This window comes from Streptomyces sp. NPDC059371 (assembly GCF_042751995.1).
Classification (GTDB): Bacteria; Actinomycetota; Actinomycetes; order Streptomycetales; family Streptomycetaceae; genus Streptomyces.
In genome coordinates this window covers 1-25,883 of record NZ_JBHYXD010000102.1, presented here as the reverse complement: position 1 = coordinate 25,883, position 25,883 = coordinate 1, and the positions used below count along the sequence as shown (strand labels likewise).

29 protein-coding genes and 4 pseudogenes are annotated in these 25,883 nt (G+C 69.0%); 11 read left to right on the top strand and 22 right to left on the bottom strand.

The features are described from left to right. Positions 1-114 precede the first annotated feature (114 nt). Entirely contained in the window at positions 115-474 is a 360-nt protein-coding gene (locus ACFXGX_RS35895; protein WP_384800168.1) for a winged helix-turn-helix transcriptional regulator, read from the bottom strand. A gap of 80 nt (positions 475-554) precedes the next feature. Between ACFXGX_RS35895 and ACFXGX_RS35890 the strand changes: the two genes are divergently transcribed. The 5 genes from ACFXGX_RS35890 (at position 555) to ACFXGX_RS35870 (ending at position 5,677) form a co-directional block, all read left to right on the top strand. Beyond that, positions 555-1,259, top strand: a complete 705-nt coding sequence (locus ACFXGX_RS35890) for an SDR family NAD(P)-dependent oxidoreductase (RefSeq protein WP_384800165.1) — start codon at positions 555-557, stop codon at positions 1,257-1,259. A gap of 431 nt (positions 1,260-1,690) precedes the next feature. After that, the gene (locus ACFXGX_RS35885) at positions 1,691-2,098 is read left to right on the top strand and encodes a hypothetical protein (RefSeq protein ID WP_384800162.1); all 408 of its coding nucleotides are present in this window, start codon (positions 1,691-1,693) and stop codon (positions 2,096-2,098) included. 255 nt (positions 2,099-2,353) lie between these two features. Continuing rightward, on the top strand, positions 2,354-3,274 hold the full coding sequence (locus ACFXGX_RS35880) for a hypothetical protein (RefSeq protein ID WP_384800159.1): 921 nt from the start codon (positions 2,354-2,356) through the stop codon (positions 3,272-3,274). Between the two features lie 1,535 nt (positions 3,275-4,809). Beyond that, positions 4,810-5,145 (top strand): hypothetical protein, encoded by a 336-nt coding sequence (locus ACFXGX_RS35875; protein WP_384800156.1) that lies wholly within the window; start codon positions 4,810-4,812, stop codon positions 5,143-5,145. Between the two features lie 160 nt (positions 5,146-5,305). After that, positions 5,306-5,677: a hypothetical protein gene (locus ACFXGX_RS35870; RefSeq protein ID WP_384800153.1), complete on the top strand. Its 372-nt coding sequence runs from the start codon at positions 5,306-5,308 to the stop codon at positions 5,675-5,677. Positions 5,678-5,679: 2 nt separating this feature from the next. Here ACFXGX_RS35870 and ACFXGX_RS35865 read toward each other — a convergent pair whose 3' ends face one another. Next, positions 5,680-6,444: an IS5 family transposase gene (locus ACFXGX_RS35865; RefSeq protein WP_384800150.1), complete on the bottom strand. Its 765-nt coding sequence runs from the start codon at positions 6,442-6,444 to the stop codon at positions 5,680-5,682. Between the two features lie 833 nt (positions 6,445-7,277). On the opposite strand from ACFXGX_RS35865, the gene ACFXGX_RS35860 reads away from it, so the two are divergent. Next, positions 7,278-7,769 (top strand): hypothetical protein, encoded by a 492-nt coding sequence (locus ACFXGX_RS35860; protein ID WP_384800147.1) that lies wholly within the window; start codon positions 7,278-7,280, stop codon positions 7,767-7,769. 121 nt (positions 7,770-7,890) lie between these two features. Beyond that, positions 7,891-8,127, top strand: a complete 237-nt coding sequence (locus tag ACFXGX_RS35855) for a VOC family protein (protein ID WP_147474137.1) — start codon at positions 7,891-7,893, stop codon at positions 8,125-8,127. Positions 8,128-8,462: 335 nt separating this feature from the next. Here ACFXGX_RS35855 and ACFXGX_RS35850 read toward each other — a convergent pair whose 3' ends face one another. Further along, entirely contained in the window at positions 8,463-8,585 is a 123-nt protein-coding gene (locus ACFXGX_RS35850) for a hypothetical protein (protein WP_384800144.1), read from the bottom strand. A gap of 56 nt (positions 8,586-8,641) precedes the next feature. On the opposite strand from ACFXGX_RS35850, the gene ACFXGX_RS35845 reads away from it, so the two are divergent. Together ACFXGX_RS35845 and ACFXGX_RS35840 are read left to right on the top strand one after the other, a co-directional pair. Further along, positions 8,642-8,884 (top strand): hypothetical protein, encoded by a 243-nt coding sequence (locus ACFXGX_RS35845; protein WP_384800141.1) that lies wholly within the window; start codon positions 8,642-8,644, stop codon positions 8,882-8,884. A 71-nt stretch (positions 8,885-8,955) separates the two neighbouring features. Further along, positions 8,956-9,771: a transposase family protein gene (locus ACFXGX_RS35840; RefSeq protein ID WP_384800138.1), complete on the top strand. Its 816-nt coding sequence runs from the start codon at positions 8,956-8,958 to the stop codon at positions 9,769-9,771. Between the two features lie 3 nt (positions 9,772-9,774). On the opposite strand, the pseudogene ACFXGX_RS35835 reads toward ACFXGX_RS35840, so the two are convergent. The 8 genes and pseudogenes from ACFXGX_RS35835 to ACFXGX_RS35800 form a co-directional block, all read right to left on the bottom strand. Continuing rightward, positions 9,775-9,907, bottom strand: a pseudogene (locus tag ACFXGX_RS35835) (ATP-binding protein); the annotation flags it as partial. Next, positions 9,900-10,337, bottom strand: coding sequence for an SRPBCC family protein (locus tag ACFXGX_RS35830; RefSeq protein WP_384800136.1), 438 nt, complete (start codon positions 10,335-10,337; stop codon positions 9,900-9,902). The gene ACFXGX_RS35830 and the pseudogene ACFXGX_RS35835, both read right to left, overlap by 8 nt. Positions 10,338-10,397: 60 nt before the next feature. After that, complete coding sequence (locus ACFXGX_RS35825; RefSeq protein WP_384800190.1) at positions 10,398-10,961, bottom strand: TetR/AcrR family transcriptional regulator; 564 nt, start codon at positions 10,959-10,961, stop codon at positions 10,398-10,400. Positions 10,962-10,983: 22 nt separating this feature from the next. Continuing rightward, the gene (locus ACFXGX_RS35820) at positions 10,984-11,817 is read right to left on the bottom strand and encodes an alpha/beta fold hydrolase (protein WP_384800133.1); all 834 of its coding nucleotides are present in this window, start codon (positions 11,815-11,817) and stop codon (positions 10,984-10,986) included. 429 nt (positions 11,818-12,246) lie between these two features. Continuing rightward, a pseudogene (locus tag ACFXGX_RS35815) lies at positions 12,247-12,753 on the bottom strand (carboxylesterase family protein); the annotation flags it as partial. A gap of 81 nt (positions 12,754-12,834) precedes the next feature. Further along, the gene (locus ACFXGX_RS35810) at positions 12,835-13,806 is read right to left on the bottom strand and encodes a hypothetical protein (RefSeq protein ID WP_384800130.1); all 972 of its coding nucleotides are present in this window, start codon (positions 13,804-13,806) and stop codon (positions 12,835-12,837) included. Between the two features lie 158 nt (positions 13,807-13,964). Continuing rightward, positions 13,965-14,864 carry a helix-turn-helix domain-containing protein gene (locus ACFXGX_RS35805; RefSeq protein ID WP_384800186.1) on the bottom strand — a complete coding sequence of 300 codons (900 nt, stop codon included), beginning with the start codon at positions 14,862-14,864 and terminating at the stop codon, positions 13,965-13,967. 628 nt (positions 14,865-15,492) lie between these two features. Further along, on the bottom strand, positions 15,493-15,678 hold the full coding sequence (locus ACFXGX_RS35800; protein WP_384800128.1) for a hypothetical protein: 186 nt from the start codon (positions 15,676-15,678) through the stop codon (positions 15,493-15,495). A 212-nt stretch (positions 15,679-15,890) separates the two neighbouring features. On the opposite strand from ACFXGX_RS35800, the pseudogene ACFXGX_RS35795 reads away from it, so the two are divergent. Further along, a pseudogene (locus ACFXGX_RS35795) lies at positions 15,891-16,220 on the top strand (transposase); the annotation flags it as partial. A gap of 198 nt (positions 16,221-16,418) precedes the next feature. Here ACFXGX_RS35795 and ACFXGX_RS35790 read toward each other — a convergent pair. The 3 genes from ACFXGX_RS35790 to ACFXGX_RS35780 form a co-directional block, all read right to left on the bottom strand. Beyond that, on the bottom strand, positions 16,419-17,096 hold the full coding sequence (locus ACFXGX_RS35790; protein ID WP_384800125.1) for a hypothetical protein: 678 nt from the start codon (positions 17,094-17,096) through the stop codon (positions 16,419-16,421). Positions 17,097-17,214: 118 nt separating this feature from the next. Further along, the gene (locus ACFXGX_RS35785; RefSeq protein ID WP_384800123.1) at positions 17,215-17,553 is read right to left on the bottom strand and encodes a hypothetical protein; all 339 of its coding nucleotides are present in this window, start codon (positions 17,551-17,553) and stop codon (positions 17,215-17,217) included. Positions 17,554-18,006: 453 nt separating this feature from the next. Beyond that, entirely contained in the window at positions 18,007-18,657 is a 651-nt protein-coding gene (locus ACFXGX_RS35780) for a helix-turn-helix domain-containing protein (RefSeq protein ID WP_384800120.1), read from the bottom strand. A gap of 141 nt (positions 18,658-18,798) precedes the next feature. Between ACFXGX_RS35780 and ACFXGX_RS35775 the strand changes: the two genes are divergently transcribed. Beyond that, entirely contained in the window at positions 18,799-19,788 is a 990-nt protein-coding gene (locus ACFXGX_RS35775; RefSeq protein ID WP_384800117.1) for an alpha/beta fold hydrolase, read from the top strand. A gap of 10 nt (positions 19,789-19,798) precedes the next feature. Here ACFXGX_RS35775 and ACFXGX_RS35770 read toward each other — a convergent pair whose 3' ends face one another. The 8 genes and pseudogenes from ACFXGX_RS35770 to ACFXGX_RS35735 all read right to left on the bottom strand — a co-directional run. Further along, positions 19,799-20,773 (bottom strand): hypothetical protein, encoded by a 975-nt coding sequence (locus ACFXGX_RS35770; RefSeq protein ID WP_384800114.1) that lies wholly within the window; start codon positions 20,771-20,773, stop codon positions 19,799-19,801. A 557-nt stretch (positions 20,774-21,330) separates the two neighbouring features. Then, a complete protein-coding gene (locus ACFXGX_RS35765) occupies positions 21,331-22,098 on the bottom strand; it encodes a hypothetical protein (protein WP_384800111.1) in 768 nt (255 codons plus the stop codon). Positions 22,099-22,474: 376 nt separating this feature from the next. After that, entirely contained in the window at positions 22,475-22,660 is a 186-nt protein-coding gene (locus ACFXGX_RS35760) for a hypothetical protein (protein ID WP_384800108.1), read from the bottom strand. Between the two features lie 92 nt (positions 22,661-22,752). Next, a complete protein-coding gene (locus ACFXGX_RS35755; RefSeq protein ID WP_384800105.1) occupies positions 22,753-23,193 on the bottom strand; it encodes a hypothetical protein in 441 nt (146 codons plus the stop codon). Positions 23,194-23,360: 167 nt separating this feature from the next. After that, the gene (locus tag ACFXGX_RS35750) at positions 23,361-23,705 is read right to left on the bottom strand and encodes a hypothetical protein (protein ID WP_384800102.1); all 345 of its coding nucleotides are present in this window, start codon (positions 23,703-23,705) and stop codon (positions 23,361-23,363) included. Positions 23,706-23,800: 95 nt separating this feature from the next. Beyond that, positions 23,801-24,034: a hypothetical protein gene (locus ACFXGX_RS35745; RefSeq protein WP_384800099.1), complete on the bottom strand. Its 234-nt coding sequence runs from the start codon at positions 24,032-24,034 to the stop codon at positions 23,801-23,803. A gap of 766 nt (positions 24,035-24,800) precedes the next feature. Next, the gene (locus tag ACFXGX_RS35740; RefSeq protein ID WP_384800096.1) at positions 24,801-25,112 is read right to left on the bottom strand and encodes a hypothetical protein; all 312 of its coding nucleotides are present in this window, start codon (positions 25,110-25,112) and stop codon (positions 24,801-24,803) included. Positions 25,113-25,491: 379 nt separating this feature from the next. Further along, a pseudogene (locus ACFXGX_RS35735) lies at positions 25,492-25,713 on the bottom strand (DEAD/DEAH box helicase family protein); the annotation flags it as partial. Between the last annotated feature and the right edge of the window lie 170 nt (positions 25,714-25,883).

The window sequence follows — 25,883 nt, the reverse complement described above, 5'->3', positions numbered from 1 at the left end:
TTCTCCCACGAGCCGTACCATCCCGACCCTGGCCAGAGATCATCACCTCTGGTGGCTGCCGGGACCCTGGCCGCCGGCCGCGACCGAGGTCCATTCCGGCAGTCGGCTCACGGGTCAGAGAACCAGCTGGCGTGCTCGGGCCGCCTCGATGTCCGGGACATGCTCTTCGGCCCAGAGTCGTACGGCGCGGAGCGGAATGAGCAGAGAGCGGCCCAGAGATGTCAGGGCGTACTCGACTCGGGGCGGGTTCTCGTCGTACTCGTGGCGGCTGACCAGACCGTCGGCTTCCAGGGAGCGCAGGGTCTCGGTGAGGACCTTCGGGGTGATGCCCTGGATATGCCCCTTCAGTTCGGTGAAGCGGCGAGGTCCGTCATCGAGGGCGTTGACGACGAACACCGTCCAGCGGGCGCCGATACGGTGCAGCACCGTGCGACTCGGGCAGGTCGCCGCCATCACGTTGTACGCCTTGCCCATCGCTGCTCCCAGTTTCGTTGAAGATACCGGTATCAAATCCATACCGTAGTGCTCGATCCTACGAAAGGGAGTCGAGAAACATGGAACGGATCCTGGTCATCGGCGGTGCACGGGCGCTCGGCGCGGCTGTCGCGAGGCGTGCGGCGAAGGACGGGTACGAGGTTGTTGTCGGTGCCCGCGATCTGGCTGCGGCCGACCTGCTGGCGCGCGAGATCGGCGCCACCGCGGTGCGGGTCGATCTGCAGGACGAGTCGACGCTCGCGGCCGCGGCGGAACGGCTGAAGGACGGAATCGACCACATCGTGACGACGGGTTCGGCGCCGCACGATGTTCGCGCGACCGAGCTGGATCGCGACAAGCTGCTGGCCGCGTTCACGGCGAAGGTGGTCGGCCCGATGCTGGTGGCCAAGCACTTCGCGTCGGTACTGCGGCCGACCGGGTCGATGGTGCTGTTCTCCGGTGTTGTCGGCTGGCGCCCAGGGCCGGGATCACTCGTCAAGGGCGTCACGAACGGTGCGGTCGAGTACGCCACGCGCCACCTGGCGGCGGATCTGGCGCCGGTACGGGTCAACGCCGTCTCGCCTGGTGTCGTGGACTCGGGCGCATGGGATCGCCTTGGTGACAACAAGACCGGTTTGTTGAGCAAGAGTGCGGCCGGGACCTTCGTCGGACGCCACGGCGAGGCCGACGATGTCGTCGACACGGTGATGTGGCTCCTGCGTGCGGGCTTTGTCTCCGGAGAGACGATCCACATCGAGGGCGGCGCCCGCCACAAGTCCGCCTGATCGGCAACGACGTCCATCAAGTTGTGCGAGGCAGCGTTCGCAAGCTCGAAACGCGAACGGATGCAGCCCTGCGCATTGCGTAGCGTGCGGCCGGCCAGTGCGCGACATTGCGCGACCATGCCGCGGCGGCGACTGGTCGAGCGGCTTCCGCAACGGGCACGGTGCGCAATTCCGGTGCCGCCGCTGGCCTTGTTCACGAGAGGTTCTCGTGAACAAAGCCAACCGGCGCCGCAGCGCTCCTCGAGGGCCGCGGGTCCGTCGGCATCGAGCAGTCGGCCACCTACGCGGCCACCGCCCGAGCGACGCTCACCGATATCGCTCCGCAAGCCGCTGCGTGATGCCCCCGGCCGGGCGACTCTGCGGATACCGCTGAAAGATCACCCGACGGCGCGGCAGGATGCTCCCCTTGCCGTACACACCCAGGGGGCCCCATGCGTAACCTCGTCCGTGCCATCGCCGTATCCGCAGCAGCCCTGGTGGCGCTCACGGCCTGTTCGTCGGGCAGCGACCACACGAAGTCCGCGTCGGCCGCGCCGACCCCCACCTGGAGCAGCGACCCCACCGGCTACCTGTACAACGTCGACCACCACCGGCACTCGCGCGCCGACGTCCAGGCGCTCGTCGACAAGCTCCGGGCCCGCTGTTCCGACGACGCCCTGGGCCTCGAGTTCACGGCCACGAACACGGCCACGGAGTTGGTGGACGCCACTCACGAGCATCAGGACGTCTACCCGGTCGTCGCCCAGCTCGTGAAAGACCTCCCCGCAGACGACGGCAAGACCAAGTGCGCGCCTCGACTCCCGGCCGCCGGGAAGGCGATCAAGGCCCAGCGCACCTGACGCCGGTGCCGTCAACTGCGGGCGCAGCACCGACCGCAGACCGGCCCGCCGGTGAGCAACTGGCCGATCCGTCCGCGTGGGATCCGAGGGTGCGCTACTCTCTGCTCGCGGCAGCGGCGTCTGCCAGACCTCCTCCCGGCACAGCTCCCACGCGGCCGGGTAGCGGGCAAGGGTCCCAGACTCGCGTTTTCCCTTCACTCGTGATCGTTTTCCTTGCTGCGGCATGGGCGTGGGCGTGCTGCGGAAGGACCCGCCGTGACGCAGGACAAGAAGCGCAAGGCCGCCATCCGCGAGGCTGCGCGAGCCTCCGGGCGGCGCTACACAGCAGTAGCCCGTGAGATGGCCGCTGCAGCACCCGTCGGCCTTCAACTGGGCGCGCTTCTCGCGGAATGCGCCTCCCTCCCGCCCGTTCGCTCCGACTGGGCGGACTGGCCGCCCGAGTACGCGCCTGCAGCTTTCGAGTCGAAGCTCCTCGGAACGGTCGTCCCCTACGGTGCGGTGCTGGAGTTGGCCGGCCTCCTGTCGAAGGACGGTCGCGAGGCGAGGCTCACCGTGGAGTCCGCCGACCCGGCAGGGGGCGTCGTCCTGACATGCGGGCGGCGACGCTTCTGGCTCCTCAGCCAAGGGAACACCTGGCCCCTTTGCGAGATCTCCGAGTGCATCAGCACCCCCGGCCACCCCACGTTCACCCACTGCGAAGAGCACCTCGCCCGATGCAGCGCGATCGACCTCGTGGACATGGCTCGAGCCTGGGCGCACGATCGGTCCGATACCCACAGGGAGGACCGGGCCAACGCCGGAGGCAGCACCGAGGCTGACGACCTGGTCAAGGCAGCGCTCGCCGCAGGCTGGTACGACGTCGTGACGGAAGACATCCTGAAAGGACTGTTCGGCGACCCGGACGTCTTCGAGGACATGTACTGGGACCCGGACGAGTGCACCAAGGTGCGCGACGCCTGGGGCCGGGAAGCCGCACGCCTGCGCGCTGTGGCGGAAGCCGAGGTCCGTCGCCTGAGGCGAGAGAGTGACACCTGTGCGGGCGTGACCTGTTTCCAAGGACTCCGGGGCTGGTCTGGCACCAGGCCCGTCAGCCTCTGCCCGGAGTGCGCCCCTCCCGGAAAGCAGGAACACCCCTTCACTGAAAGGCTGCTGAAGGAGTGGGGCCTCGCCGAGTAGCGAGGCCGCGCGACAGACACCCCATCTGTCTCACTTTCCTTGCGTTTCCTGCGACTTGTGATGCGAGATCGCAGCGTCTGCTTGTGCCTGCAGATCGCGTCACAGTGAACGGCCCGCTCTCCGAGCCCGGCGGGGCCGTTCGCCTACCCCTCGCCCCGCTGTCCCGCCCCCTGTTTCGGCGTCTGCAACACCGCTTGGCGCAGGGCCGAGCACCTCCTCAAGGCCGCCGGCACCGCACACGACGTCCCCGTCACCTGGGGCCCCCGCACTGTGCTGGCTGCGTCGAACGGGCCACCCGGCATTTGGAGTAGCTCCCCGAGCTCCTGGTCGCCGTTCCCTCGAACCCCTCCACGGCACGCGTGGCGCGGCGGCCTGCGAGCATGCACAGCGCGCCGACCGACACGACGCCGTGGCCCGGGCAGGCTGCCCGGCTCCAAATCGACCGGATCGCCGGGGGCCTCGGCCCGCGGCCGGCGTGCGCCGTCTCCGCGGCCTCGGCGAGCACCCGGCCCGGGACCCGGGCGTCCGTGAGGGGGAATGGAACTCGCGGACCGTCCGGCTCCTGATCGCGCACCCTCGAATCCCCAGTGCGCAACTCTCAATCCGACTAACGCGCGGGCAGATGCACGGTGAGCCGCGGCCTGACAGGAGGGTCCTCCTGTCCACCACTGCTGCTGTCGCCGGATCGTGATGCGCAGGTGGGTCTGGCAGGTGCCAGATCGGTGGGGCCGGCGCGCTGAGGTCGACACATGGACTTCGCGCACTCAGCAACCCAATTGAACGCCGCAGTACGGCACGTCGCCTGCGCCAGCCGACTGCCGCGTGTCGGCTGTCGAGTCCCGGAGCGCTCTTCCGGGGGTACCTGGTGAAAGCGTTCGGCGCCGGCATCAGGCGCGGTGCGATGGCGGGAGACCGGTTCACCCAGATCGCGAACGCGCACTTTCGTGACCCACGGATCTCCTTCAAGGCCAAAGGCCTGTTCGGACTCATCTCCACCCACCGCGACGGCTGGCGGGTCACGGTGGCGATGCTCGCGCGCAGCGGCACCGAGGGGACCAGCGCGGTCTCCACCGGGTTGAAGGAGCTGGAGCGATTCGGCTACCTCACCCGGGAGCGAACACGCCGGGAGGACGGCACCCTCGCCGAGGCCGTCTACGCGATCACCGACATGCCCGCTCCCCTCGACGACCTCGTCGGGGTATCCGCATCCCCCACGCCGCCAACCCGACAGAAGACCCGCAGGCCACCACCAGGATCGGGAAATCCACCACAGGACCATCCATCACTGGGCGGCAGTGCCCCAAAGAACACCAGGAGCAAGAAGACCATCGAGCAGAACACCGGATCCGTCCGTCCCTCCATCGCGAGCGCGCGCGAGCACGCGCGAGGAGGACACGCCACGCCCAACCCCGGACACCGGGACGAAAAGCCACCCCTCGGCCAGCTCTCACCGGGCATCGCCGTACTGCTGTCGATCGGAGCACGGCACTCTCTACCTCCTCACCGGACCGACCCTCGTCGACCAGGGAGCGACAGTGACCCAGATGCTGGGCCTGGGCTGGAGCCCCTCCCAAATCGAGCACGTCGTCACCGGCCGGCCACTGCCCGACGACATCCACACGTCGGTGGGCGCCATCGTGAGCGCCCGGATCCGAGTCGCCGCTGCCCTTCCCCCACCACCAGCCTGGACAGCGGCCGCCCCCATGCCCGGACAGCCGGACAGCGACCAGGCGTCACACCAGCCGCGAACGGTCAGCCAAGCCCTCACCTTCAGAGCACTGACCGAGTGCGCCGGCTGCGGCAGGCCTGGCAAAGCCCACGGCCAGGACCTCTGCCCCGCCTGCCTCGACTGGCCCCTGTGCCGCACCTGACCGGGCCCCACCCGCAGGCGCGCGCACCCCGACGGCGATGGGCGCTGTGCGACGTGCACCTCCGCATGACGAGCCAAGGAAGGACGACACAGTGAGCCCATTCCAACTTCAGGCGACAGCCGATCGGGGCTGTGTCACGGACATCTGGTAGACCCTGGCTATGACGTTCTTGGCGGTGGTCGAGGGTGATGCGGGCGGATGGCACATCGATCGGGGTGCGCTGACAGACGCGATCCGTGCCCGGTGGTCTGAGGTCGAGATCGACTCGATGCACCACAGCGAAGTGCGCAGCCTCATATGGCAGTTCAAGACGGGGAACGGCCCAGGTGAGGCGTATCTGCACGAGGACGGTACCTGCCTGTACATGGACGTCTGGCAGGAAGACGCCATCTGGTTGGCGATCGTCTTCCGCAGGCTGGTACCCACAGACCTTGACCTGGTGTTTTGCGACGAGGGTTACAACTTCGACGTCCGTCTGCGGGCCGGGACGACCGAGGCCGAATTGACGGATCTGGTGAATGCTGCGGGTTGATCTCAGCCCGTGGCAGCGAGCTGGAGGACCAGGACGGCTTGGACGAGGCTCGTGATCCGGGTCGTCGAGCAACGGAGTTTACGGAGGAGGCGCCAGGACTTGAGGGTGGCGATGGCCTGCTCGACCAGTGCACGGATCTTCGCATGGGACCGGTTGACGGCCTGCTGGCCGGTGGAGAGGCTGTCCCATCGGCCGCGGTAGGGGAGACGGACCGTGCCGCCTGCGCCCTGGTAGCCCTTGTCTGCCCAGCAGGTGATGCTGGCCTCGGCGAGGGCCTCGATGATGCTGTGCTCGCGCGCGGCTCTGACGTCGTGGACGGCGCCGGCCAAGGCTGGTGAAGCCCACATCAGACGACCCTTCGGATCGGCTATGACCTGCACGTTCATGCCGTGCTTCTTGTGTTTGCCCGAGTAGAACGGGCGGTCGGCGGCGATTCGGTCGATGGGTAGGAGCGTCCCGTCCAGGATCACGTACGCCTTCGTCGACGCCGCTCGTACGACTTCGGTGAAGGTGGGGGCGAGGGCGGCCAGGAGGTTGACGGCCTCGGTGATGTATCGGTAGGCGGTGGTCGTGCCGATCCCGAATCCGGCCGCGAGCTGGGCGTAGGGCTGGCCGTTACGCAGGTGGGCGAGGGTGAGCAGGGCCTGTCGGCCTGCGTTCAGGCGCCGCCATCGGGTTCCGAGAGCACGGCGGTGTTCCCTCAGGCGGGCGGCGAGGAAGCGCAGGGCAGAGCTGGACACGTCGATGCCGGACGGGTAGACAAGCATGCGAAGCCCCTGGTGGAGACGGTTCTCTTGGTCGAAAACCCGTCTACCAGGGGTTTCATCTGTCTGTCATCCCAACTGTCCAGCTGGCATGGGAGGTTGGAAAGAGCTCAGTGAGCCTCCGCCAACTTGAAGTCGCAGGTCAAAGAGCTGGTGTGACCGGTACTCAGCGTGCTTACGCTGGTCATGGGTCGGGAGTCTGTGGAGTAGATCGTCTGTCAGCGGTTGACTGGGCCCCGGCTGCTTTCCTCACGCTGTTGCCAATTCGGTGGCTGCTTCGCCGCCAGGCCCAGCCGAACAGGTGGTACACGACCACGCGGACCAGCCGGGGACCACCCGCTACTTCGACCGCCAGGTCACGTTCCAGCCCGATGGCAGCGCCGCTGTCGTCTATTGCTCGGACGAGAGCAAGGTTCTCGATGCACTTGGCATCGTTGTACGCCGGGACCAGCACCGACACCGGTTCGGCCGAACGCCCAGAGCGGGGGGAGCAGACGCCTGAGGCGTCCCCGGATCACGCTCAGCGGCTGAACCGTCCGGACGCCTTGGAGCGGACGGTCGAGGCGTTCACCAACGGCCCGAAACAAGTCGACGCCCGAGCAGGCGTAGGAGCGGAACGAGGTGATCCGCACGTGCATCTGTGATCACTAGACCGCACAGGCAGCCCCTGTCAGCCTCTGGGCCGGCGGGGGCTTCGTCGTTTTCTACCGGCCCGCTGCCAGCGGATGGGAGGGAACGGTCAATTCCACGACTGGGAACCGGACAAACAGCGGGAAGTTCGCGCCGCGGGTCTTGTGTGGCGCCTGTGAACCTATGAGGCTGGTCGATGATGCGACATGCATTCGATTTTTCTTAGGGGAAAAGTGAAGGCGCGTTTTATCGTCCCGCTTCTCGCGGCGGGGGCCCTGCTGGTGCCGGCTGCCGCGGCGTCGGCTGATCCGAGCGGCAGCACGGGAAGGGCCGTCGCGAGGACTGCTGCCTTTCCCGTGTGGTGCACGTTCCAGGGTGAGAAACCGTTCCAGGTCACCCATGGCGGCCCGCTGTACGCCCAGGGCCATTACACGGGTTGCTCAACTCCGGCACCCGACCAGTGCCGGGTCCAGGTCGATCTTCAGGAGTACGTGCGCGACGGGTACTGGCGCGCGGTGAAGCACAAGGACAGCGGGTGGGCGAGGTGCAGCGGGCGCTACACCACTCCAGGGCTCACGTGCGTGCATGATGGCGAAAGGGAGACGTACAACACTCAGGTGACCTTGCAGGTCGAGTACCACGGACGCTTCAGCGAACCCGGAATCGCAGACACGCACAACACCGTGATCGACTGCTGAAGTCCGTTCACCCATAACGGCCTGCCGGATTGATTCGGTAGGCCGTTTTCGGCTTCGGTCGCACAGATGAAAGTGAGACAGCAGCATGCACGTTCATTTTGAAGCAGTAGACCCAGAGAAAATGATCAGGTTCTGGGGCGGCATCCCGGGTTGGGGTGGGTACAGCGTTGGCGAAGCGGAATCTCCGGCTGTGCTACCGGTCGTCACCGTCCTTGTCGGAACGATCGCCGAACAGGTTCAGACGCTGATCGCCAAGGGCGCCTCTCTCGTGGAACCTCACGATTGCGTGCACGCGCTTATGACGGATCCGGAAGGCAACAGGTTTATGGTGGTGCTCGACCCCGATCACGAAGCATGACGTCTCCAGCATGGATGCGGCCCGGCGTACGGCACTCGCCCTTCAAGGGCGCCGGGTGGACGATCCGGTGTGGGGCGCCTTCACCGTCGTTCCGACGTCGAGGCCGACGGAACCTGCTGGCCAATCCAGGTCGCTTTCTCGGCGGCAGGATGGCGTTGGGGGACGGCCTGTACCGCTACGTGAATCGACGGCGACGCGAGGGCGCCGACAGCCAGCGCGGGTGAGGGACGTGCGGGAGGCCGCCGAGTAGGAGTGGGCAGCTCTGCGGTTCCCGCTCGCTGAGGCCGGGTGGCCTCCTACGATCCAGTGCATGGATCCCCAGCTGTTGGAACGGATCACCGCGCGGTGCGGAACTGGACGAGCTCGAAGAACAGCTGGCCAAGCAGTTGGCGGAGGTGCGGGCCGAGCGGGACGAACTTGCCGGCGCCGAGCGGGTCCTGGAGCGGGTGAGCGAACAACTCGCCGACGAGCGCGCCTCAGCCGCGCCGATGCCCGGGCAGGTGGACGGTCGGTGATGCTGATTCCGCACCGCGAGCCTGGCCTGGAGGAGACCATGCTCCCGCCGGACTATCAGCGCATCCTCGCCGCTGTGCGGCAGGCTGCCGGACCCGTCATGGCCCGGCATGTCGGCGAGATGCCGGGAGTCGACGTCAGCGTGCGGGCCAAGCTGGAACCGCTGCGCGGGAGACTGGTCGGGCTCGTTGATCGCGGCTGGCTGCGCAACCTGCCCGACGGCCGGTTCACCACCCGCCTGTGACCGGGACGCTGTCGCCCGGAGCAGTCCGGCGCGATGGTAACCGCGGTGCCCCCGGCGGCCGTTGGAATTGTGTGCCGAAAACCAAAGGACGTGCCGAGGACTCGAGCACGCTTGTCTACGAGTGCCGTCTGCCTCTGTCCACGCACACCGTCAACCACCTCGCCGGTCTGCTGCGCCGCCATCAGAAGGAGATACGGTCCAGGTGGCGGATCCTGCCGCCCGGCCGCATCGTGGTGATCGTCCTGGCCGTGCTGCGGCACGATCAGCGCCTGGCCGACATGGCCGGCGGCAACAACGTGTCCGAGTCCACCGTGCGCCGTTGGCGCGACGAGCTGATCACCCTGCTCGCAGCCCAGGCACCGCGCCTGGACCGCGCCCTGAAGAAGGTCGCCAAGCAGGGCGGGGAGGTGGTCCTGATCGACGGCACCCTCATCCCCACCCAACGTCGCACCGGCAAGGCCAACCGGCGGAACTACTCCGGCAAACACCACCATCACGGCCTGCACTTTCTCGCCTTTACCGACGAACGCGGCCGCCTGATCTGGATATCCGCCGCTCGGCCCGGCCGCACCCACGACATCACCGCCGCCCGCCACAACCACATCCTGGCCCACCTGCGCGCCGCCGGCCTCGGCGCCCTCGCGGACCTCGGCTTCCGCGGCCTGGACAGGAGATCGGGGCCCGACGCGCGGACCACCTCGAACCGGCGGACCCCGTACAGGCGCGCTTGCAGCTCCGCGAGTGCGCGGGTACCGGCCCACTCGGCCCGGCCGGGTCTTCCGAACGGCGCTGGCGAAGATGTTCCCGGTAGGGGTCGACCAGGGTGGGCCGGTAGCGAGGGGCTCGGCGCAAGTTTTCGGGTTCCCGGGTCCGCGCGTAGCGCTTGACGGTCAGGCCACGTTGGTGTCCCGTTCGATGGCCTTGAGGCGGTTCTTGAGTCGGTAGCTGGGCCCGTTGATCGCGGCGACGTCGCAGTGGTGCAGGAGCCGGCCGGATCGCGGTGGCGAGAACCTCGTCACCGTGCTCTGTGCTCGGTGTTGCTTTCCACTCGCTGCTTGAGGCCCGTGTTGAACGCGGCGTACCCGTCGTGCTCGGGCGTTTTCAGCAACCGCCGGGTCAGGGTGACCAAGGCTCCGGAGAATTCCTCGCGGTTGGTCAGGCGGGTGGTGCCGTCGTGGTTGGGGGTAAGGATGAAGGAGTGCTGGCCGTGGAAGAGCCGCTTCGTGCCGAGCGTACCGGCCCACCGCAGCTCCTGGCCCGGAGTCGCGACGGTGACCGTGGGCTTGAAGGTCATGCCCGGCATGCGCATGGTGAGCTTGCTTCCCACGTGAGCGGTTCCCTCGGCTGCGGAGAAGTTGCTCCACTCGCCCCAGGTGGCGAAGTCGGTGAGGACGTTCCACACCTCTTCCGCGGTGGCGTCGATGTCGATGACGGCGGTGAGCACTGCGTCCATGACGGGTTCCACTTCTGGCGGGGGCGGGGAAGGGGGCTGGCGGTCCGGCGAGCATGCTGTCTACCGGTGATGATCGGTGGAGTCTTCGGCGGCGGTGGAGCGAAGGCCACGGTCGACGAGGTCGATGAGATACTCGAAGCTTTCGCCGACGTCGGTGGACCACTGGAATCCGCCGGATGCCTGCAGGTGGGCGAAGCCGTGGAAGACGCTGCGCACCGCCCGCAGCGCGTGGGTCATCTCCTGCGGGGGGATGTCGTATCCCCGCAGCACTGCTTCGAAGGGTCCGATTCCTCGTCTGCCGGCGAGCATGACCGGGTCGTCGGGACCGGTCGGCGTGAGACCGAGGGTGGCCGCGTAGCGGCCGGGGTGGGTGAGCACGAAGTCGCGGAGCGCGCTGGCAGCGGCGGCCAGGGCGTCGCGCCCGGCGCGGCCCTGGATGGCCGTGCCGATCGCGACGGCGGCCTCGTCGAAGGCGAGCCCCGCGATGCGCCGGTGGAGGTCGTCCTGGCCGGCGATGTGCTTGTAGAGAGAGGGGGCGCGCACCCCGAGTCGCTCGGCCAGCCGTCCCATGGTCAGCTCGCTGAAGCCGATCTCGTCGGCGAGCTCGGCGCCGGCGGCGACGATCGTGGCCGCGTCCAGGCCTGCCCTAGGCACCGACGCCGGCCAGGAAGGTCAGGACCGCGGCGAGGGTCTGCTGTGGGAACTGGACGTGCGGGTAGTGACCGGCGCCCTCGATCATCTCCAGCCGGCCCAGACCGGTCGGCAGGTCGGCGACGATCGCCTCTCCCTCGGCCTGCGGCGAGGCCCAGTCGGGATCGAGAGTGCCCTGCACGATGAGTACCGGGCAGGTGACATTGCCCAGTTGCTCACCGGCGTCGGCGGGGGAGATCTTGCCCATCGCCTGCAGGACCTTCATCCGGCCGGGCTCCTGAAGCATCGCGGTGATCTGCCCCATGCGCGTGTCGAAGTCCGCAGGCTTGTTGCCGGGGTAGGCGACGTCCAGGTACTTGGCCCACTGCCGGGTGCTGCCCAGGATGGTGGTGCCCATGAGATGGGTCACGCCGCGGCGGTAGCCGGCCACCCGCAGGTCACCGAGCCGGACCTCCTGCTTGCGGGTGAAGGGCGCGAGTTCGACCACTGCGGTGATGAGCTCCGGGGCCTTGGCCGCGGCGATCGTCACCGCACCGCCGGCGATGGAGTGGCCGACGAGCACCGCAGGCTCACCGAGGTGCTTCACCAGGGCGATCAGGTCACCCGCCAGGTCGGTGCGGGTGTAGGACGCCCACCCGACGCTGGACTCACCGTGACCGCGCAGGTCCACCGCGGCGACGCGGTACCCGGCTTCCACCAGGGCGGGGGTGAAGAACCGGTAGGCGTCGCGGCTGTCGCCCATGCCGTGGGCGACCACCACCAGCGGCCCGGCGACGCCGCTCACCTCGTACGCGATGGTCCCGCCTTCGACGTTCAGGAACTCCGTCACGACTACCCCCATGTGGCCTGCTGGCTCAGTGGCTAACGTTGTTAGCTAAAAGCTATCACGCTTAGCTTAGAAGTCAATCCGCCGATGGAGCTGCGGGCAAAGCTGTGCCGCACATGGAGGCCACGGGCTACGCCACCCCGCACAAGGGGCGTAGAGGTCCCGCACGGCCTGTGCACGTGACGGACGCCCACCGGCACCAACACAGCCCGATGGGACCAGCAGGAGCCGGGGCGGTGGTGCGCCAATGAAGCCGGTTTCGAGTGCCTCGCGACCTCTTGGCGGGACTGCGGACCGTCAGGACCGGGATGATCAGTCGCGCTGAGCCTCGCAGGAGGCCGGCCGTCCGCTTCTGCGGAAGCTTCGGCTGGACATGAGGGTGATGGCCGCCAGGTGATCAGCGGCTCCGAGCGCTGGATGAGCCGTCCGTACTCAGGCCCAGGCTCGTCGTTCCTGACTGCGGGGGTCCTCGACCTGGGTCCACTTGCCATCGATGCGCATGGTGGTTCGGCGTTCGTTGGTGTACGGCTCCTAGCCGGGGTCGCCTGTCCGGGCGAACCGGACCCATGCCCTATGCATGCGGGAGGCGAGATCTGCGGGAGGCCGCTTCGGTCCGAGCAGGCCGTGAGGGCCGTGCAGTTGGGGGAGATGGGTGCGGTCGAAGACGAAGGGAAGTTCCATCGTGTGGGCGGCGCCGAGATCTCCTCCCACGGCCTGGGAGCTCCACGCGAACTCGTAGCTGTAGGTGCGGGACTGAAGGTGGGCGGCGTGCGCGTCGGCCAGTGCCCTGCTGCCCGCGCCGAACGCGGCATCGCCCATGACGGCGGCCCGCAGCCCGCCGAAGGATGCTTCGGGCCGTGCTGTGCGATAGGCCTCGATGAGCCGCACCGGTTGTGGGTGGGAGCGGGTCGCCGTGGTCACCTCGACGTCGCCGAGAGTGATGTCGCTCATGAACGCTGCTCCTGTATCTGTCGTTCTTCTCGTGCAGTCGTGCCAAGGCGGCCCGGAGCCGATCTGGATCTAGCGCTGGTCCTGCAGGCGGGCGAGCAGGAGGTTGGGGTCCTTGGCCGTGGTGTAGGCGGCGTTGAGGACGTACACCTCGTTGCCGCGCAGTGCGACGGATGTGGGATTCTGCAGTCCGTCGCCGGTGTCCAGAACGGTGGTGCTGGTGCCGTCGGGCTGGATGAGTACGACCTTGTTGGGGGCGTCGAGGGTGGCGAGCACCTCGTTGCCGCGCCCGGTGAAGGCGAAGTCGTCGATACCGGCCAGGCCGGTTGCCTTCACCTGCGGAATGCCCGCCCGGTTTCCGTAACGGATCGGGATGCGCACGAGGGTGCCCTTGTCGAGGTTGCTCACCCAGAGCGCGCCGTCGTGCACCTTCGCGCCGTTGGCTCCGAGGAAGCCGGTCGCAGCGAGCTCGGGCGCGGTGGACCAGGCGGAGGGCCTGCCCCCGGAAAGGGGGACGGTCCATACGGTGCCGAGCACCGAGTCGGTGAGGTAGAGCTGCTTGCTGTGCGGGTCGAGCGCCAGACCGTTGGGCAGGCCGTTCGCGGGCAGTGCCGCGATGCGCTTCGGCGCCGTGCCGGGGGTCAGCCGCCACAGGCCCGTCAGGTCGGCGGTGCCAGTCGCGTACAGCGCGTACGTGCTTCCGTCCGGAGCCTGGACGATGCCGGTGGTGAGGGGGAATCCGAGGGCGGGGGTGTTGACTCCGCCGTCGGCGGGTGCGGGCAGGGTCGCCAGGACGCGGGTGCTGCCCCCTGGGGTGATCTGGGCGATCTGGCGGCTGCCTGCGAAGGTCACGTTGGCCTTGCCGTCGGGCAGCAGCGCGATGTTCTCGGGCATCTGCCCCGCGGCCAGGTCGAAGTGGTTCGTGATCCGAACGTGACTCAGGGGCTTCGGGGCCGCCGGGGTGGCGTCGGCCGGGAAGGCCACCGCGAGGGCCGCCGCGGCCATCACCGCGGTCGTTGCGAGGAGGCTGTTTCGCTTGCGCATGGGTTCCTTCTTTGTTTTCAGGCATGCGGACATGCCGCGGCCAGGGGATGGGCCGGGAGGTATTTGGAGCCCGGCAGATGCAGGTGGGATGCGGCGCCAATTACGTGCGCTCAGAGCGTCCTCGGCCGTTAAAGGAGCTTGAGGAGGGGCTTCTCAGGTCAGGAGGGGCGGGATTGGGCGGCCCTGCGGGTTTGGGCTGTCTCGCTCGGCCGGCCCCCGTGGGCGAGGAGACTGATGGCTGTCGCGGAGGGGGATCCCGGAGTGGCTGTGGCGATCACCACGGCTGGCCCGTCTCCTTGCGGACTCTGCAGTGTCTGCTGGGTGACGCTCAGGGCCCCGACCGTGGGATGGTGCATCTCGTAGTCGGCGACGTCGCAGGCCAGAATCCGGTGATCGGCCCACATGCCCGCAAACTCCGTGCTGCGCATGCTCAGTTCGCCGATGAGTCCGGCCAGCAGTGGGTCCTCCGGATACCGGCCGGCCGTCAGTCGCAGGTTGCCGACCACGGCCCTGGCCTTGGCGGGCCAATCGGTATAGAGGTCCCGGGTGTGCGCGTCCAGGAACACCAGCTTCGCCATGTTCGGCCGACCGCCCGGTTCAGCGGGGCTGTCCCGGTCGACATGGCCGGCGAACAGCGCGTGTCCCTGCGTGTTCCAGGCCAGGACGTCACTACGGCGGCCCATGACGATGGCGGGTGTGCCCTCGAGAGCTGACAGCAACGCACTGGTAGCCGGGGTGATCCGCTCGGGACGAGGACGAGGAGCGGCTCTGCCGCGCTTCGGCGCACGGGCGAGTTCGTGCAGATGGGCCCGCTCGGACTCATCCAGCCGCAGGGCAGTTGCGATCGCGTCGAGCACCTCGCGCGAGGCGTTGCGCGACTGGCCCTGCTCAAGCCGGGCGTAATAGGGCGCGCTGATGCCCGCGAGCATCGCCAGCTCTTCCCGCCGCAACCCCGGCACCCGGCGCCGCTCGCCGTAGGTCTGCAACCCGACGTCCTCGGGGTGCAGAAGGCCACGGCGTGCCTGGAGGAAGTCGGCGAGCTGTCCGTACTTGTTCACAACACCGAGTATCCGCAGCACCGCCGAACTGTGCCTCACCCTGCCGGGGTGCGGATCCGCGGAGTCTGACTGCTCTCAGTACCGGCCTCCACGATGAGCCGTATGCCCCCTATGTCGCCTTCATCTTCGGAAGGGATGCTATGCCTCCGGCTGCAGCAAGCGCGAGGGCGATGCGGCCTAGGGCACGACCATTTCGTAGTCGGCGATAGTCGCCGCACGGTCGGACCGGTGACCAAGGAGAGCCCGAGCATCAGGGCGAAGGCTGTGGAGGCCATGCGTCGAGGATTGCGCCGGGCGTTGCGGAGCGCGAGCGTGTCGGGGACACCGAAGCGTGACCATGCACACCGCACGCTCGCGAGGCTCGGGAGGGTAGGGGGACGTGTCAGCGACGCGTGAATGGTGACCCCTGCCCAGCGCGGATGACGGTCAAAATCTCGTCCGAGCCCAACGCCACAGTTTGCCGCCAATGTGCCGTACCGCTTGGTCATAGCGGCGCACACAACGAGACCGTCGTGTGCGGTGGCCGCGGCGGCGTCGACGTCACCCAGACCGAGGTGGGCTTTGGCGAGCCTCGCCAGGTACATGATCGGCACCCAGTACCTCAGGAGGCCGGCTCCGCCTTCCGTGGTTACGATCCCGGTGGTCCGAAACGCGCGCCTGCCATCGTCGCGTCCATCCACAGATGCTCGCCGCCCTTGCCGGCGTCCAGTCCGTGACCGGTCACCTGGTGCAGGATCTGCTCACGCAGGGCGGCCGCGTAGATGCGCGCCTCCTTCAGGCCCGCGGCCACTGCGTGCGTCGCCAGCAGCGCCATCAGATGCTCGAAGCTTGCCAGTGGCCATCGCGCGAGAGCCCTTCGACCATGCGCATCCGTATTTCTGCTTCACGCACCACCAGGGTCTGTACGCGCACCGGTGCAATTGATGATCATGGAAGAGACATCAAGTGACTGGCACCGTGACCGAGTTCGTGGCCACCGATGACCAGGCGGATCCGTCGCCGGAGGCCGCGACGGTCGGGCAGAAACTGATCGACCAGCTCGGCGGGCAGGTCCGCAACGAGGGGCTGCGGCTGACCGGTGGGGGCGGGCTGCTGCGGCAGATGACGAAGAAGGTTCTGGAGGCCGCCCTGGAGGGCGAGATCACCGACCATCTCGGCTATGGCAAGCATGATCCGGCCGGCAAGGACGGCGGCAACTCCCGTAACGGCACCCGGTCCAAGACGGTGCTGACGGACCTTGGGCTCGTCGAGATCGAGGTGCCCCGCGATTGGGAGGGCTCCTTCGAGCTGGCCATCGTCAAGATGCGGCAGCGCTGGCTGACAGGCGTGGACGAGATGGTCCTCCAAGCAGTCGCATGCTCAACAGGTGGAGCCCCGCCCGGTTGGGCGGGGCTCCGTGAGCGATGGCCGGTTCGCGCCGGGTTGAAGCCCGGCGTGGGACGTGGTGGCGAGCCGCGTCATACCGGCCATCGTGCAGTTTCCGGGCCCAAGCGGGGACAACGAGCCCCATACCCGAAAACCGCGATTGTGGAAGCGGTGTACGTACCTGCCTCGTCAGCCGCGCTGCGCCTTCTGCTCGAGGATGCGCCGGCGCGTCCATGCCCGCTTCCCCCGGTCGGTGACCCCGTCGGTCTCCTCCAGGAGCGGAAGGTTGCCCTGGGAAAGTGAACTGCTGAACGAGTTGAGACTCTTGAAGCCGAGCAGCGCCGCGGCCTGGGTTCCTGCCAGTAGTTCGCCGGGGTCGCCGTTCGCCGGTACGTCGGGCAGGGGCGGTGCCTGACGGGTTACGCCGGTCCGCTTGCCTTTGCCCGGCCGGGTGGCGAGCCAGTTGGCGATGGTCTGCCGGCGCCACTTCTGCCGCTTGTAGGTGCCGAGCTCCTCCACCTGATCGGGCTCGGGGAAGTAGCCCGGATGCTCGATCTGGTAGGTGGTGATCTGACTGCGGTTCTTGTAGCCGAGCGCCTTCGCGACTTCGGCGGCGTTCAGGAGCTCATCCGGATCGCCGCCGGCCAGCGAGTGCTGCTGCAGGCGCGAGGGTTCCCTGCTCTCGTACCAGGCACAGACCGCGGCGCGGTCCCACAGCCTCGCGCGGCCGCGCATGTCGACGTGCTCAGGAAATCCGTTGTCGGCGCGGTCGGCGTAGAGCGAGTTGATGCGACCGACGCTGAGACCGAGTTCCACGCCGAGCTCCTTGGAGTCGACGGGGTCCTGCTTCTTCGGCTTGCCGGCCACGGTGGTCGCATCCTTCTGAGCGAGACGGGCCGGCCCCTCCGGCCCAAAACCCATAATGGCGGCAATTCCGGAGGGGTGTCCAGCGGCTGGCGCAACCATTCCCGACGGCTGTGGCGCGTTAATACGTCTCTTCGAGGAGGCAGACACCCTGGCGCGCAGCATGTGCAGCCAGTTCCTCGAACGCCATCGCACCCGGCGTGTGCTGCCACGAGGCCAGAGCCAGCCGGCTCAACGCCTCCTCCCGATTCTCGGCACCGGGGAAGCCGGCCTGCTCGCTGTCCAGGCACAGCTGGTTGGTGGACAGCTCGAGGGAGCGATCCGAAAGCTCGCTGCGTGCCTCCTCAAGCCCCTGGTGGTAAAGAGCGTTGCCCTCGTACAGCAGCCGCCGCAGCCGTGCATCCGCGGACGTTGCGGACTCGGCGGCGAGCTGCAGAAGGAGCTCAGTGACGGTGGCCATAACACTCAGTATGCCTTTCAGACGGTCTGCCGAACGGGGCGGCGAGAGGGACGTGCGGGCGGGCACAGACCTCAGGGCTGCGACACGAGGCGTTCAGGAAACGACGTGCTCGAGGTCGGGCTGCTTGGGGTGGGGTCGTTGTGCTGGCAGACCGAGCCGGGGTGCGGCCGAGGCGGAAGAGCCAGCGGTGGGCGCCGCGGTGAGGGACGTTGCGGGTGCCAACTGCAGCCAGGGCCTCGCGCAGCCACAGGGCGGGGTCGGCCCCGGGCCGCGGCCGCGGAGCTCCGAGCGCGATGAGCTGCTCCTGGGTATACCGGTGGCCCGGTTCCTGGCGGCGGATCTTCTGTGCGGTGCGGGAGGTAGCGCGCGAGTTCCAGGAATCTGGGCGGCCCTTGGCCGGGAACCTACGTGCAGGTCGTGATTTCGCTGTCTTGTCGGAGCGAGTTCCGGATCCTACGGCTGTTCTTCGCGGCCAGCCTGGGCGCGATTCGGCTGGCGGCTCCCGCGACCAGCGGCTGCAGGGGTGCGCGGCCGTAGGCGCTCACCCTGCGGTCCGAACATGATCAGGTACTCGACCGGACCGCCGGGGCTGGCGTTCGCCACCCCGTGCGGGGTGCGGGTGTCGAACTCGGCGACGTGCCCGGGGGTCAGGATGAGGTCTTGGTCGCCGAGCGCGAGCCACAGCCGCCCGTACAGGACGCACAGCCACTCGTGGCCGTCGTGGGAGACCTGACGGGGCCGCGCGGGCGGGTTCTCGAGGGCGGGCAGGACGTGCTTGTGTGCGTGCAGGCCGCCGACGTACCGGGTCAACGGCAGCACCGCCTTGTCGTCGCCGAAGCTCAGCGGCGCCGTAGCGCGCGGCTCGGCCGTGGGGGCGGGTGCGGTGCCAGCCATCTCGTCCAGGGAGACGCCGTACTCCTTCGACAGGTGCAGCAGCACCTCCAGGGTGGGCTTGCGCCGGCCGGTCTCGATCCGGGACAGCGTGCTGGTCGAGATGCCAGTCGCGCAGCTGACACCGGCGAGCGTCGCGCCGTGGTGCTCGCGCGCGGCCCGCAACCGGGGCCCCATCGCGGCCAGCGTGCCGTCCACGTCGTCGACTGCCACCTATCCCGCTCCCTCTAGCCGTGCCGCTCCACCACTCTGTCCTGCGATTTTGCCCGAATGGCAAGGCTGATCGCGTCGGGCGGGTGCCGCACCGCATGATCGATGGGTCGCCGCGTCCACCCGCGATCCGAGGAGAAGCCCATGCAGCCCGAGCCGACCGCCGAGCTCCGCCACCGCACCGTCGAGGCCCCGGCCGGGCGCCTGCACCTGGTCGAGCAGGGCACCGGCCCGCTGGTCCTGCTCGTGCACGGCTTCCCCGAGTCCTGGTACTCCTGGCGCCGCCAGCTCCCGGCCCTCGCCGCGGCCGGCCACCGCGCGGTGGCGATCGACGTGCGCGGCTACGGCCGCTCCTCCAAGCCGGAGGCGACCGGCGCCTACCGGATGCTCGACCTGGTGGAGGACAACGTCGCCGCCGTGCACGCCCTCGGCGAGGAGAACGCGGTGATCGTCGGCCACGACTGGGGCTCCAACATCGCCGCCGCCTCCGCCCTGCTCCACCCCGAGGTCTTCCGCGCCGTCGGCCTGCTGAGCGTCCCCTACGCGCCGCCCGGCGGCCCCCGCCCCACCGACATCTTCGGCCAGATCGGCGGCCCCGAGCAGGAGTTCTACGTCTCCTACTTCCAGGAGCCCGGCCGCGCCGAGGCGGAGATCGAGCCCGACGTCCGGGGCTGGCTCGCGGGCTTCTACGCGGCCCTGTCCGCCGACACCATGCCCGCCCAGGGCGAGCCCGACCCGCACTTCGTAGCCCGCGGCGGCGGCCGGCTGCGCGACCGCTTCCTCACGGGGGTCCTCCCGGCCTGGCTGAGCGAGGACGACCTCGACGTCTACGCCGGGGAGTTCGAGCGCACAGGGATCACCGGCGCACTCAACCGCTACCGAAACATGGACCGAGACTGGGAAGACCTCGCCCCGCACCGCGGAGCCCCGATCAAGCAGCCGTCCCTGTTCATCGGCGGCGCCCTGGACGCCTCCACCACCTGGATGTCCGACGCCATCGACGCTTACCCCACCACCCTCCCCGGCCTGTCGGCCTCACACCTCTTGGACGGCTGCGGCCACTGGATCCAGCAGGAGCGCCCCGGCGAGGTCAACCGCCTGGTGACTGGCTGGCTCGCCACCCTCCAGAGCTGAACCAGGCGGGCTACCTGGGCAGCTTGGCGGTTCGTTCGGGGTGGGCGGCGGTGACGAAACGCATGGCGGTCTGCTCGGTGATGCCGAACAGCCGCATCAGCCTGAGCGGGTCGGCGCTTTCGGCTGCTTCGTTGAGGATGCGGTCTTGTCTCAGGCCGCTCAGTGTCAGCCCGCGGGGAAGGGCTCCGCTCAGGGTGCCGATGCTGACGGCCGGGTGGTCGGGGTCGACCGCGCTCTTCTGGCTGACCAGCAGGTGGGGGTTGGACGAGGCTGGCCAGCGGTGGTGGCGGTAGGTCGTCCAGTCGGCGGCGAGTTGGTGGGTGAGCTCCTCCAGGTAGCGGGTGTGCCGCAACAGACCGCGCCGGACTTCGAGGGTGCCCCGGGAGAGATCCAGGCCCGTGGTGTGCAGGGTCTGGATCTCCTTGCCGGGCAGCGCGTGGACGGCGGCGAGGGCCACAACGGTCGTCGCTTGGTCGAGCAGCCCCATCAGGAGGTCAGAGGGAATGGACTTCGGGATGCCCTTGATGTCGCCGACCGGGAGGTCCCGGGCCGGGTTGCGGAAGATCACGCGTTCACGCTTCAGCGCGCGGAAGAGGCTGCGCATGGCCGTGGCCAGCCCACGGCGGGCGTAGCCGGTCACCCGTCCACGGCGTTCTCCACCTGGTCCTTGGTGATCTCCCTCAGCGAGGTCACGCCGGCGGTCGTGGTCCAGGCAGTGAGGACGGGCTGGAGGTTGCTGAGGCAGTGGCGGATGCCGTCGTACCCGCGCGGCTCGCCCTCGCGGGCCCTGCTCGCGCAGGGCCTTCACCCAGGTGCGTACTTCGCTCGCGACCGGCTCCGGCAGCGCGGCCAGGGCCGACTCGATCCACACCTGATCCGCGTCCCGGTGCAGGGCGGGATCCTCCACCAGCATGCCGCGAGCGCCCAGGAACTGGCAGACGGGCTTGGCCGCGAGGTTCACGTCGATCCGGGCGAGGTCATACACGTCGCGCTCGAAGACCGCCGTGTCGGCGCCGAGCCAGTACAGCAGGATGGCGAGCGTGCGGGTGTTCTTCTTGAGTCCAGCCGTTGCCCCGGTCGATCGCGGATGAACTCCTCGACCAAGCGGCGGGCGGTCGTGGTCAGCGGCGGCTCGCCCGAAGGCGTGCTCCGCAGCCGGGCCAGCACTGGGGCCCAGCCACGCCGGAGGGTGAACAGCGACTCCTGCCCGCGGCTCGTGTGCAGAGCAGGTCGCCGCTCGTCGTAGTCCGGCCCCTCCGGCTCGCCCACCGGGTACGCCTCGAACGGCCCGCCCTTTCCGGTCGGCAGGGAGATCACCAGCTGTGTGAACCGCCGTGAGGCGGGGCGGGTTTCGTCGAGGAGGCGGTAGGGGTGGCAGCTACGGCAGCGGTCGTCGCGCAGGGCCAGTCCGTCGCGACCGCGCCCTCCACGCGATCATGACGGACTCTCCTCGGGCGGTGGGGAGATACGGCGGGGCCCCGGCGCCTGGTGGGCGGTGCGGTGCGCGGGCGCGGCGGGCGTCCCGGGGCGGTGCGAGCTCGGCTACGCGTCCGGTGGTGGGTCGGCTGCGGGCGGCTTGCTGGTGGCTTCGCGCCGGTGCTGTTCGGCCATGGCGCGGGCGCCGAGTTGGGAGGGTGAGGTCGTGCTCCAGCCGCAGGAGCACGACGACGTGGTGGCAGCGTCGTAGATCTGGCCGCCTTTGCGTTCACGGCCGTTGCTGGTGTTTCCGGGGCGGTCGTAGGGGCGGTGCCACCCGGAGGGTTCGCCGGTGCGGGTCATGTGCTGGGCTTCGGGTGCGCAGAGCAGGCGCAGGCCGGCGTCGGCGACGGCGGCGACCTGGAAGTGGTCCCACTGCGAGCCTTCCAGTTGTCCGGCCAGGACCGGGCCGGTGGTGCTGCGCAGCTCGAGGCGGCCGTTGGGCCAGACGCGGGCGGCGGCGCCGGGGATGCTCCAGCCGACCGATCCGTCCCGCAGGCGCGGGATGCCGTTGCGGTGGTCCGGCGTCATCCGGGCGAGCAGTCGCACCGATCCCGTGGATGCGGACGGGTGTCGGTGGTCGGCGGTCTCCGGGGCGGCCTTGGCGATGGCGGCCAGCCACGCCGGGGCGAGCGGGTACGCGTCGGGGTGGAAGGTGAGCAGGGCGGCGCGGTCTTGGCTGTTGCCGGACCGTACGGCGGCGCGGACGAAGTCGCCGTGCCGGGCGTAGCGGCGGAGGAAGACACGGCTGCGGCTGGTGGCGAACCAGGTGCCTTCGCGGTCGGCGAGCCCGGAAAGGTCCGCGGCGGCGAGCAGGGGCATGAGGTCGGACACGGCGGGGGTCCCTTCGCGGGGTCTCAGGGGCGGGGCCGAGTGGGGCACGCGTGCGCGTCGTGCCAGGTGAAGGTGCGGCCGGAGAGCATTCCGTGTGCGGGGCATCCCGGAGACAGCACGGAGCCGCGGCAGGGGAGCGGGGTGCAGATACAGCTGGGGTGGGGGTCCAGGTGGAGGTGCTCGCTGGGTTCGGGTTCGGGGAACACGGAGGTATCTCTCCTGGGGCAAGGTGGGCGGTAGGCGTTCGGAGCGGCCGTGTCGGGGCGGTGTGCTTGCTCGGCTCGGGCCTGGAGGAGCTCGGCGACGTCGCGGGCGACGGTCGGGGGCCCTCCACAGTGCGCCGGCGGGACCGGCGCGCCGTGGATGGTCCAAGGACTCAACCGGTGGGCGGGCGCTGCTGCTCGCGGCGCTCGTTGTCCAGCCGCGCGTCTTCGGCGGTGTATCCGGTGTCGCAGTACGGTCGGCACAGCTGCTCGGCGGGCGCGCCGCAGGACTCGCACGGCTCCGTGAAGTCCTCGGAGGGAATCCACGCGCGGGGCTGGTTGGGCGGGGCCGCGCTCATGGCTGGCTCTCCTGCGGGGCGGGACGGGGCGCCTGGACGGGCTGACGGCCGCCCTGTGGGTGGGCGCGTGTCGGGTGTGGGTGGCGCGGCGGTCAGAAGGTGCAGGTCCCGGCGAACGCTCGGCGGCATGCGGGCGCGATGGATGCGGTGCCGCGGACGCACAAGTCGCTGGTCCGTTCCTGGTCGTGCCACCAACGGGCCTCGGGGTCCCAGCCGCTCTCGCCGACGATGAATCCGTAGAAGGTGCCGCCGTCGAACTCCCGGTACTGGCCAAGGCCCCAGGTGTGGACGTCCTCGTGAGCGAGCGGTGAGGCGAGCAGGGCCTCGAAGATGGTGCGCACGGTGGTCGCGGCCCAGGAGTCGGCCGGGTGCGGGTCGGACTCGAAGAAGATGCCGCGCGCCTCGGGGTCGATGCCGTTGAGCGAGGTGATGGCGAGCGGGCGGGCGATGTCGTCGGGGATGACGGCGTACGGACGGCCGGCGTGGTCCGTCGTGACCGTGACGTCGTTGGTCGTGAGCGTAGGGGCGGTCACGGGGTTCCTCCGGTTCGGGGTGCGGCGTGCAATCGGCCTCGTGCGTCTGCCTGTTCGGTGGTGCCGGGCCCGGCGGCAGGAAGCGAGTCGGTGCGCCGTGGCGCGGTCGCATGTCCTGCCGCCGGGCGGTCTGCGGGGGAGCCCCTGGGTAGGGCGCCGGTCGGAGGTCAGAAGAGAGTGATGGCCGGATCGGCTTCCAGTGCGCCGAGGGCGGCGCGGATGGCGGCGCGGGTCTCTGCGCTCGGGCGGGAGTAGGGGAACTTCAGGGCGCGCACGGCGCTGTCGAGTGCGTCATCGCTCAGCGTCTCGGCCTTCTGGCCGCTGCGGTACAGAGCAAGCGCGGTGGCGGTGGCCACGCGGTCGCGGTTGTAGGTGGTGGCCTGCTCCGCCGTGAGGTCGGGGCCGAATACGGCGGCGGCGGTCGGCGGCAGTGGCCTGGTGCCTGTGGTGAGCCCGCGAGCGGTCAGCCGGATCATGGGAGGGAGCAGGGCGCGGAACAGCGATTCGAGCATGGCGTCTCCTGGGGTACTGGGGGCGACCGACCCCCGAATAGATCCATAATAGATGAAACTATGCGGGTGTGAACCCGGTCTCTGACCTGCGTCTTCTAGTCCTGTTGCACGGCGGCGAGGGCAGTCAGCATGGCGACGACCCCCTGAGGATGGGCGGACACCTCGACGCTGACCCTTTCTCCCGACGGTCCGACGTAGACGCACGCGCTGTCGGGCTGAGCGGGACTGTCGCCGTCCGGCGGGCAGGGGTGCTGCCAGACCACCCGCGTAGTGCGCGAGTTCTCCTCGATACGCGCTCCGGGAAGGGCGAGGGCCACGGCCTGGGTCACGGCGCGGCGGTCGCGGGTCTCGGTTTCCTTCCGGGCGGTGAGTTCGGCGGCGCGTTGTGATGCCTCGGCGTGCTTCGGGTAGAGGCGGCGGGTGATCTCCCGCGCGACGTGACGGGCGCTGCTCGCTGTGACGCCGATCCGCGGAGTCGGGATCTCGGAGTCGTCCGGCAGTTCTGCATAGACCTTGAGGAGTCGTGCTGTCGCAGGCTGAGGGCGCGTCCGTCGCCGTCGATGATGAGCCGTGCCAGCATGTGGGTGTTCTTGGTGTCGGGGGCGGTGCGGCAGTGGGTGCCCAGTGCCCGCGCGATCTCGTCGGCGAATGCGTTGAACTGTTCCTGTGTGGTCAACTCTGGCGGCATGACGGGGTGCTCACTCCTTCGACTTCTTGGCTCCACGGGGCGGTAGGTGTTCCCGGGGCGCTGCTCAGGCGGGGAAGCCCCGTATGTGCGCGACGACGGTCCGGGCGGACATGACGGGGCTGTGGTGGAACGGCTGCGTGTATGTGGCCTGCCACAGGCTCGCGGGCCGGGACGATTTGGTTACCGGTGGCCGGGGAGATGGTCCAGCGCCGGCCGTGCGCGTCGGTGACGGTGTACGTGAGCAGTTCGGGGCGGTCCTCGTTGCCGTTGTCTTCCCATGCGAGGCCGGCGGCGGTGAGGGCGCTGCCCAGCTGGGCGCAGCGCGCGGGGGTGATGTGGGTGAACGTGGCCACGGGGCGGTTCTCCTTCGCCCGGCGGTCGCGCGCGGCGGGCGGCCGCGGTGCGCGCTACCTGTAGTGGTGGTGGACCTTCCTGCGGCGGCGGGAAGTGCCGTTGCGCCGCTCCCGCTGGCGTGTCAGGGCCTGGCGGATCCGCTCGGCCGTCTCTGCCGCCTCGCGGCGCGCGGTGGCCTCGGCTTCCGTGGCGCTGGCCGTGTAGACAATCTCGACGCTTCCGTCTGCGTCGTGGGCGTCCCAACGGATCTCCTCGTAGGCCTCGTTCAGCTCGTCCGGGTCATCGGGCGCCTGCTGGATCTGCCAGACCGTGAGGTCGGGTCCGGACCACTGTCCGATGACGAAGAAGGGGCGTCCGTCGGGCACCGTCGTCCTCCTGGCCGCGCGTAGCGCGCTCTTGGCGGGTTGTCAGGTTGGGTGCGAGCGGGAGCGGGGTGAGGGTGCCGCCCTCGGGTTCCTCACTCCCGTGCCGGTCCGGTTGGGTTGGGCCCGGATGGCTCAACCCTTCCCGGATTCCGTGGACTTTAGTCCTTCACGGAATCCGCTTTCAACTCTCTTTCCCCTCCAGGGAATTCGGAGAATTCCTGCTACTCCCTCAATTCGTGCCGTGGCGGTCCCGTCGATCACCGCGCGTACGCGCCGCCGGCCGCGCATGGCCGCTGCCGGTCATGCTGCGCGAGCCGGCCGACCACAAGCTCGCCAGACCGAGTTGCCGGCGACGTTCATGCGGTCTTCGAAGAACTGCGGTCTGGGTCAGAAGGTCCAGTGTCGGCACCAGGACGAGAATGCGCCCCTTGGGCACCATGCGCTTTGCCGAAGCTGCCGCGATGAGGGTTTTTCCTGTTCCGCATGCGGCGTGTACCTGCCCGCGCAGACCGCTAGAGGGAATGCCGTCCGGTGGGATGTCGAGGCCGCGCACAATGGCGGCAAGGGCCTCGATCTGATGGTCACGTAGTTTCACGGCCATTCCCGTGTTCTCCTTATATGGCACGCCATCGGGCTGGAAAATTTGATGTTGATGAAGAAGACCTGTGGTGGTGTTGTATGATCCCAGACTCTACACAGCATCAATTAGTGATGCATCAGGTTCACGATATGGGTTAATTCTGGCTCGAAGCTGGCCTTGCAGTGGTGAGT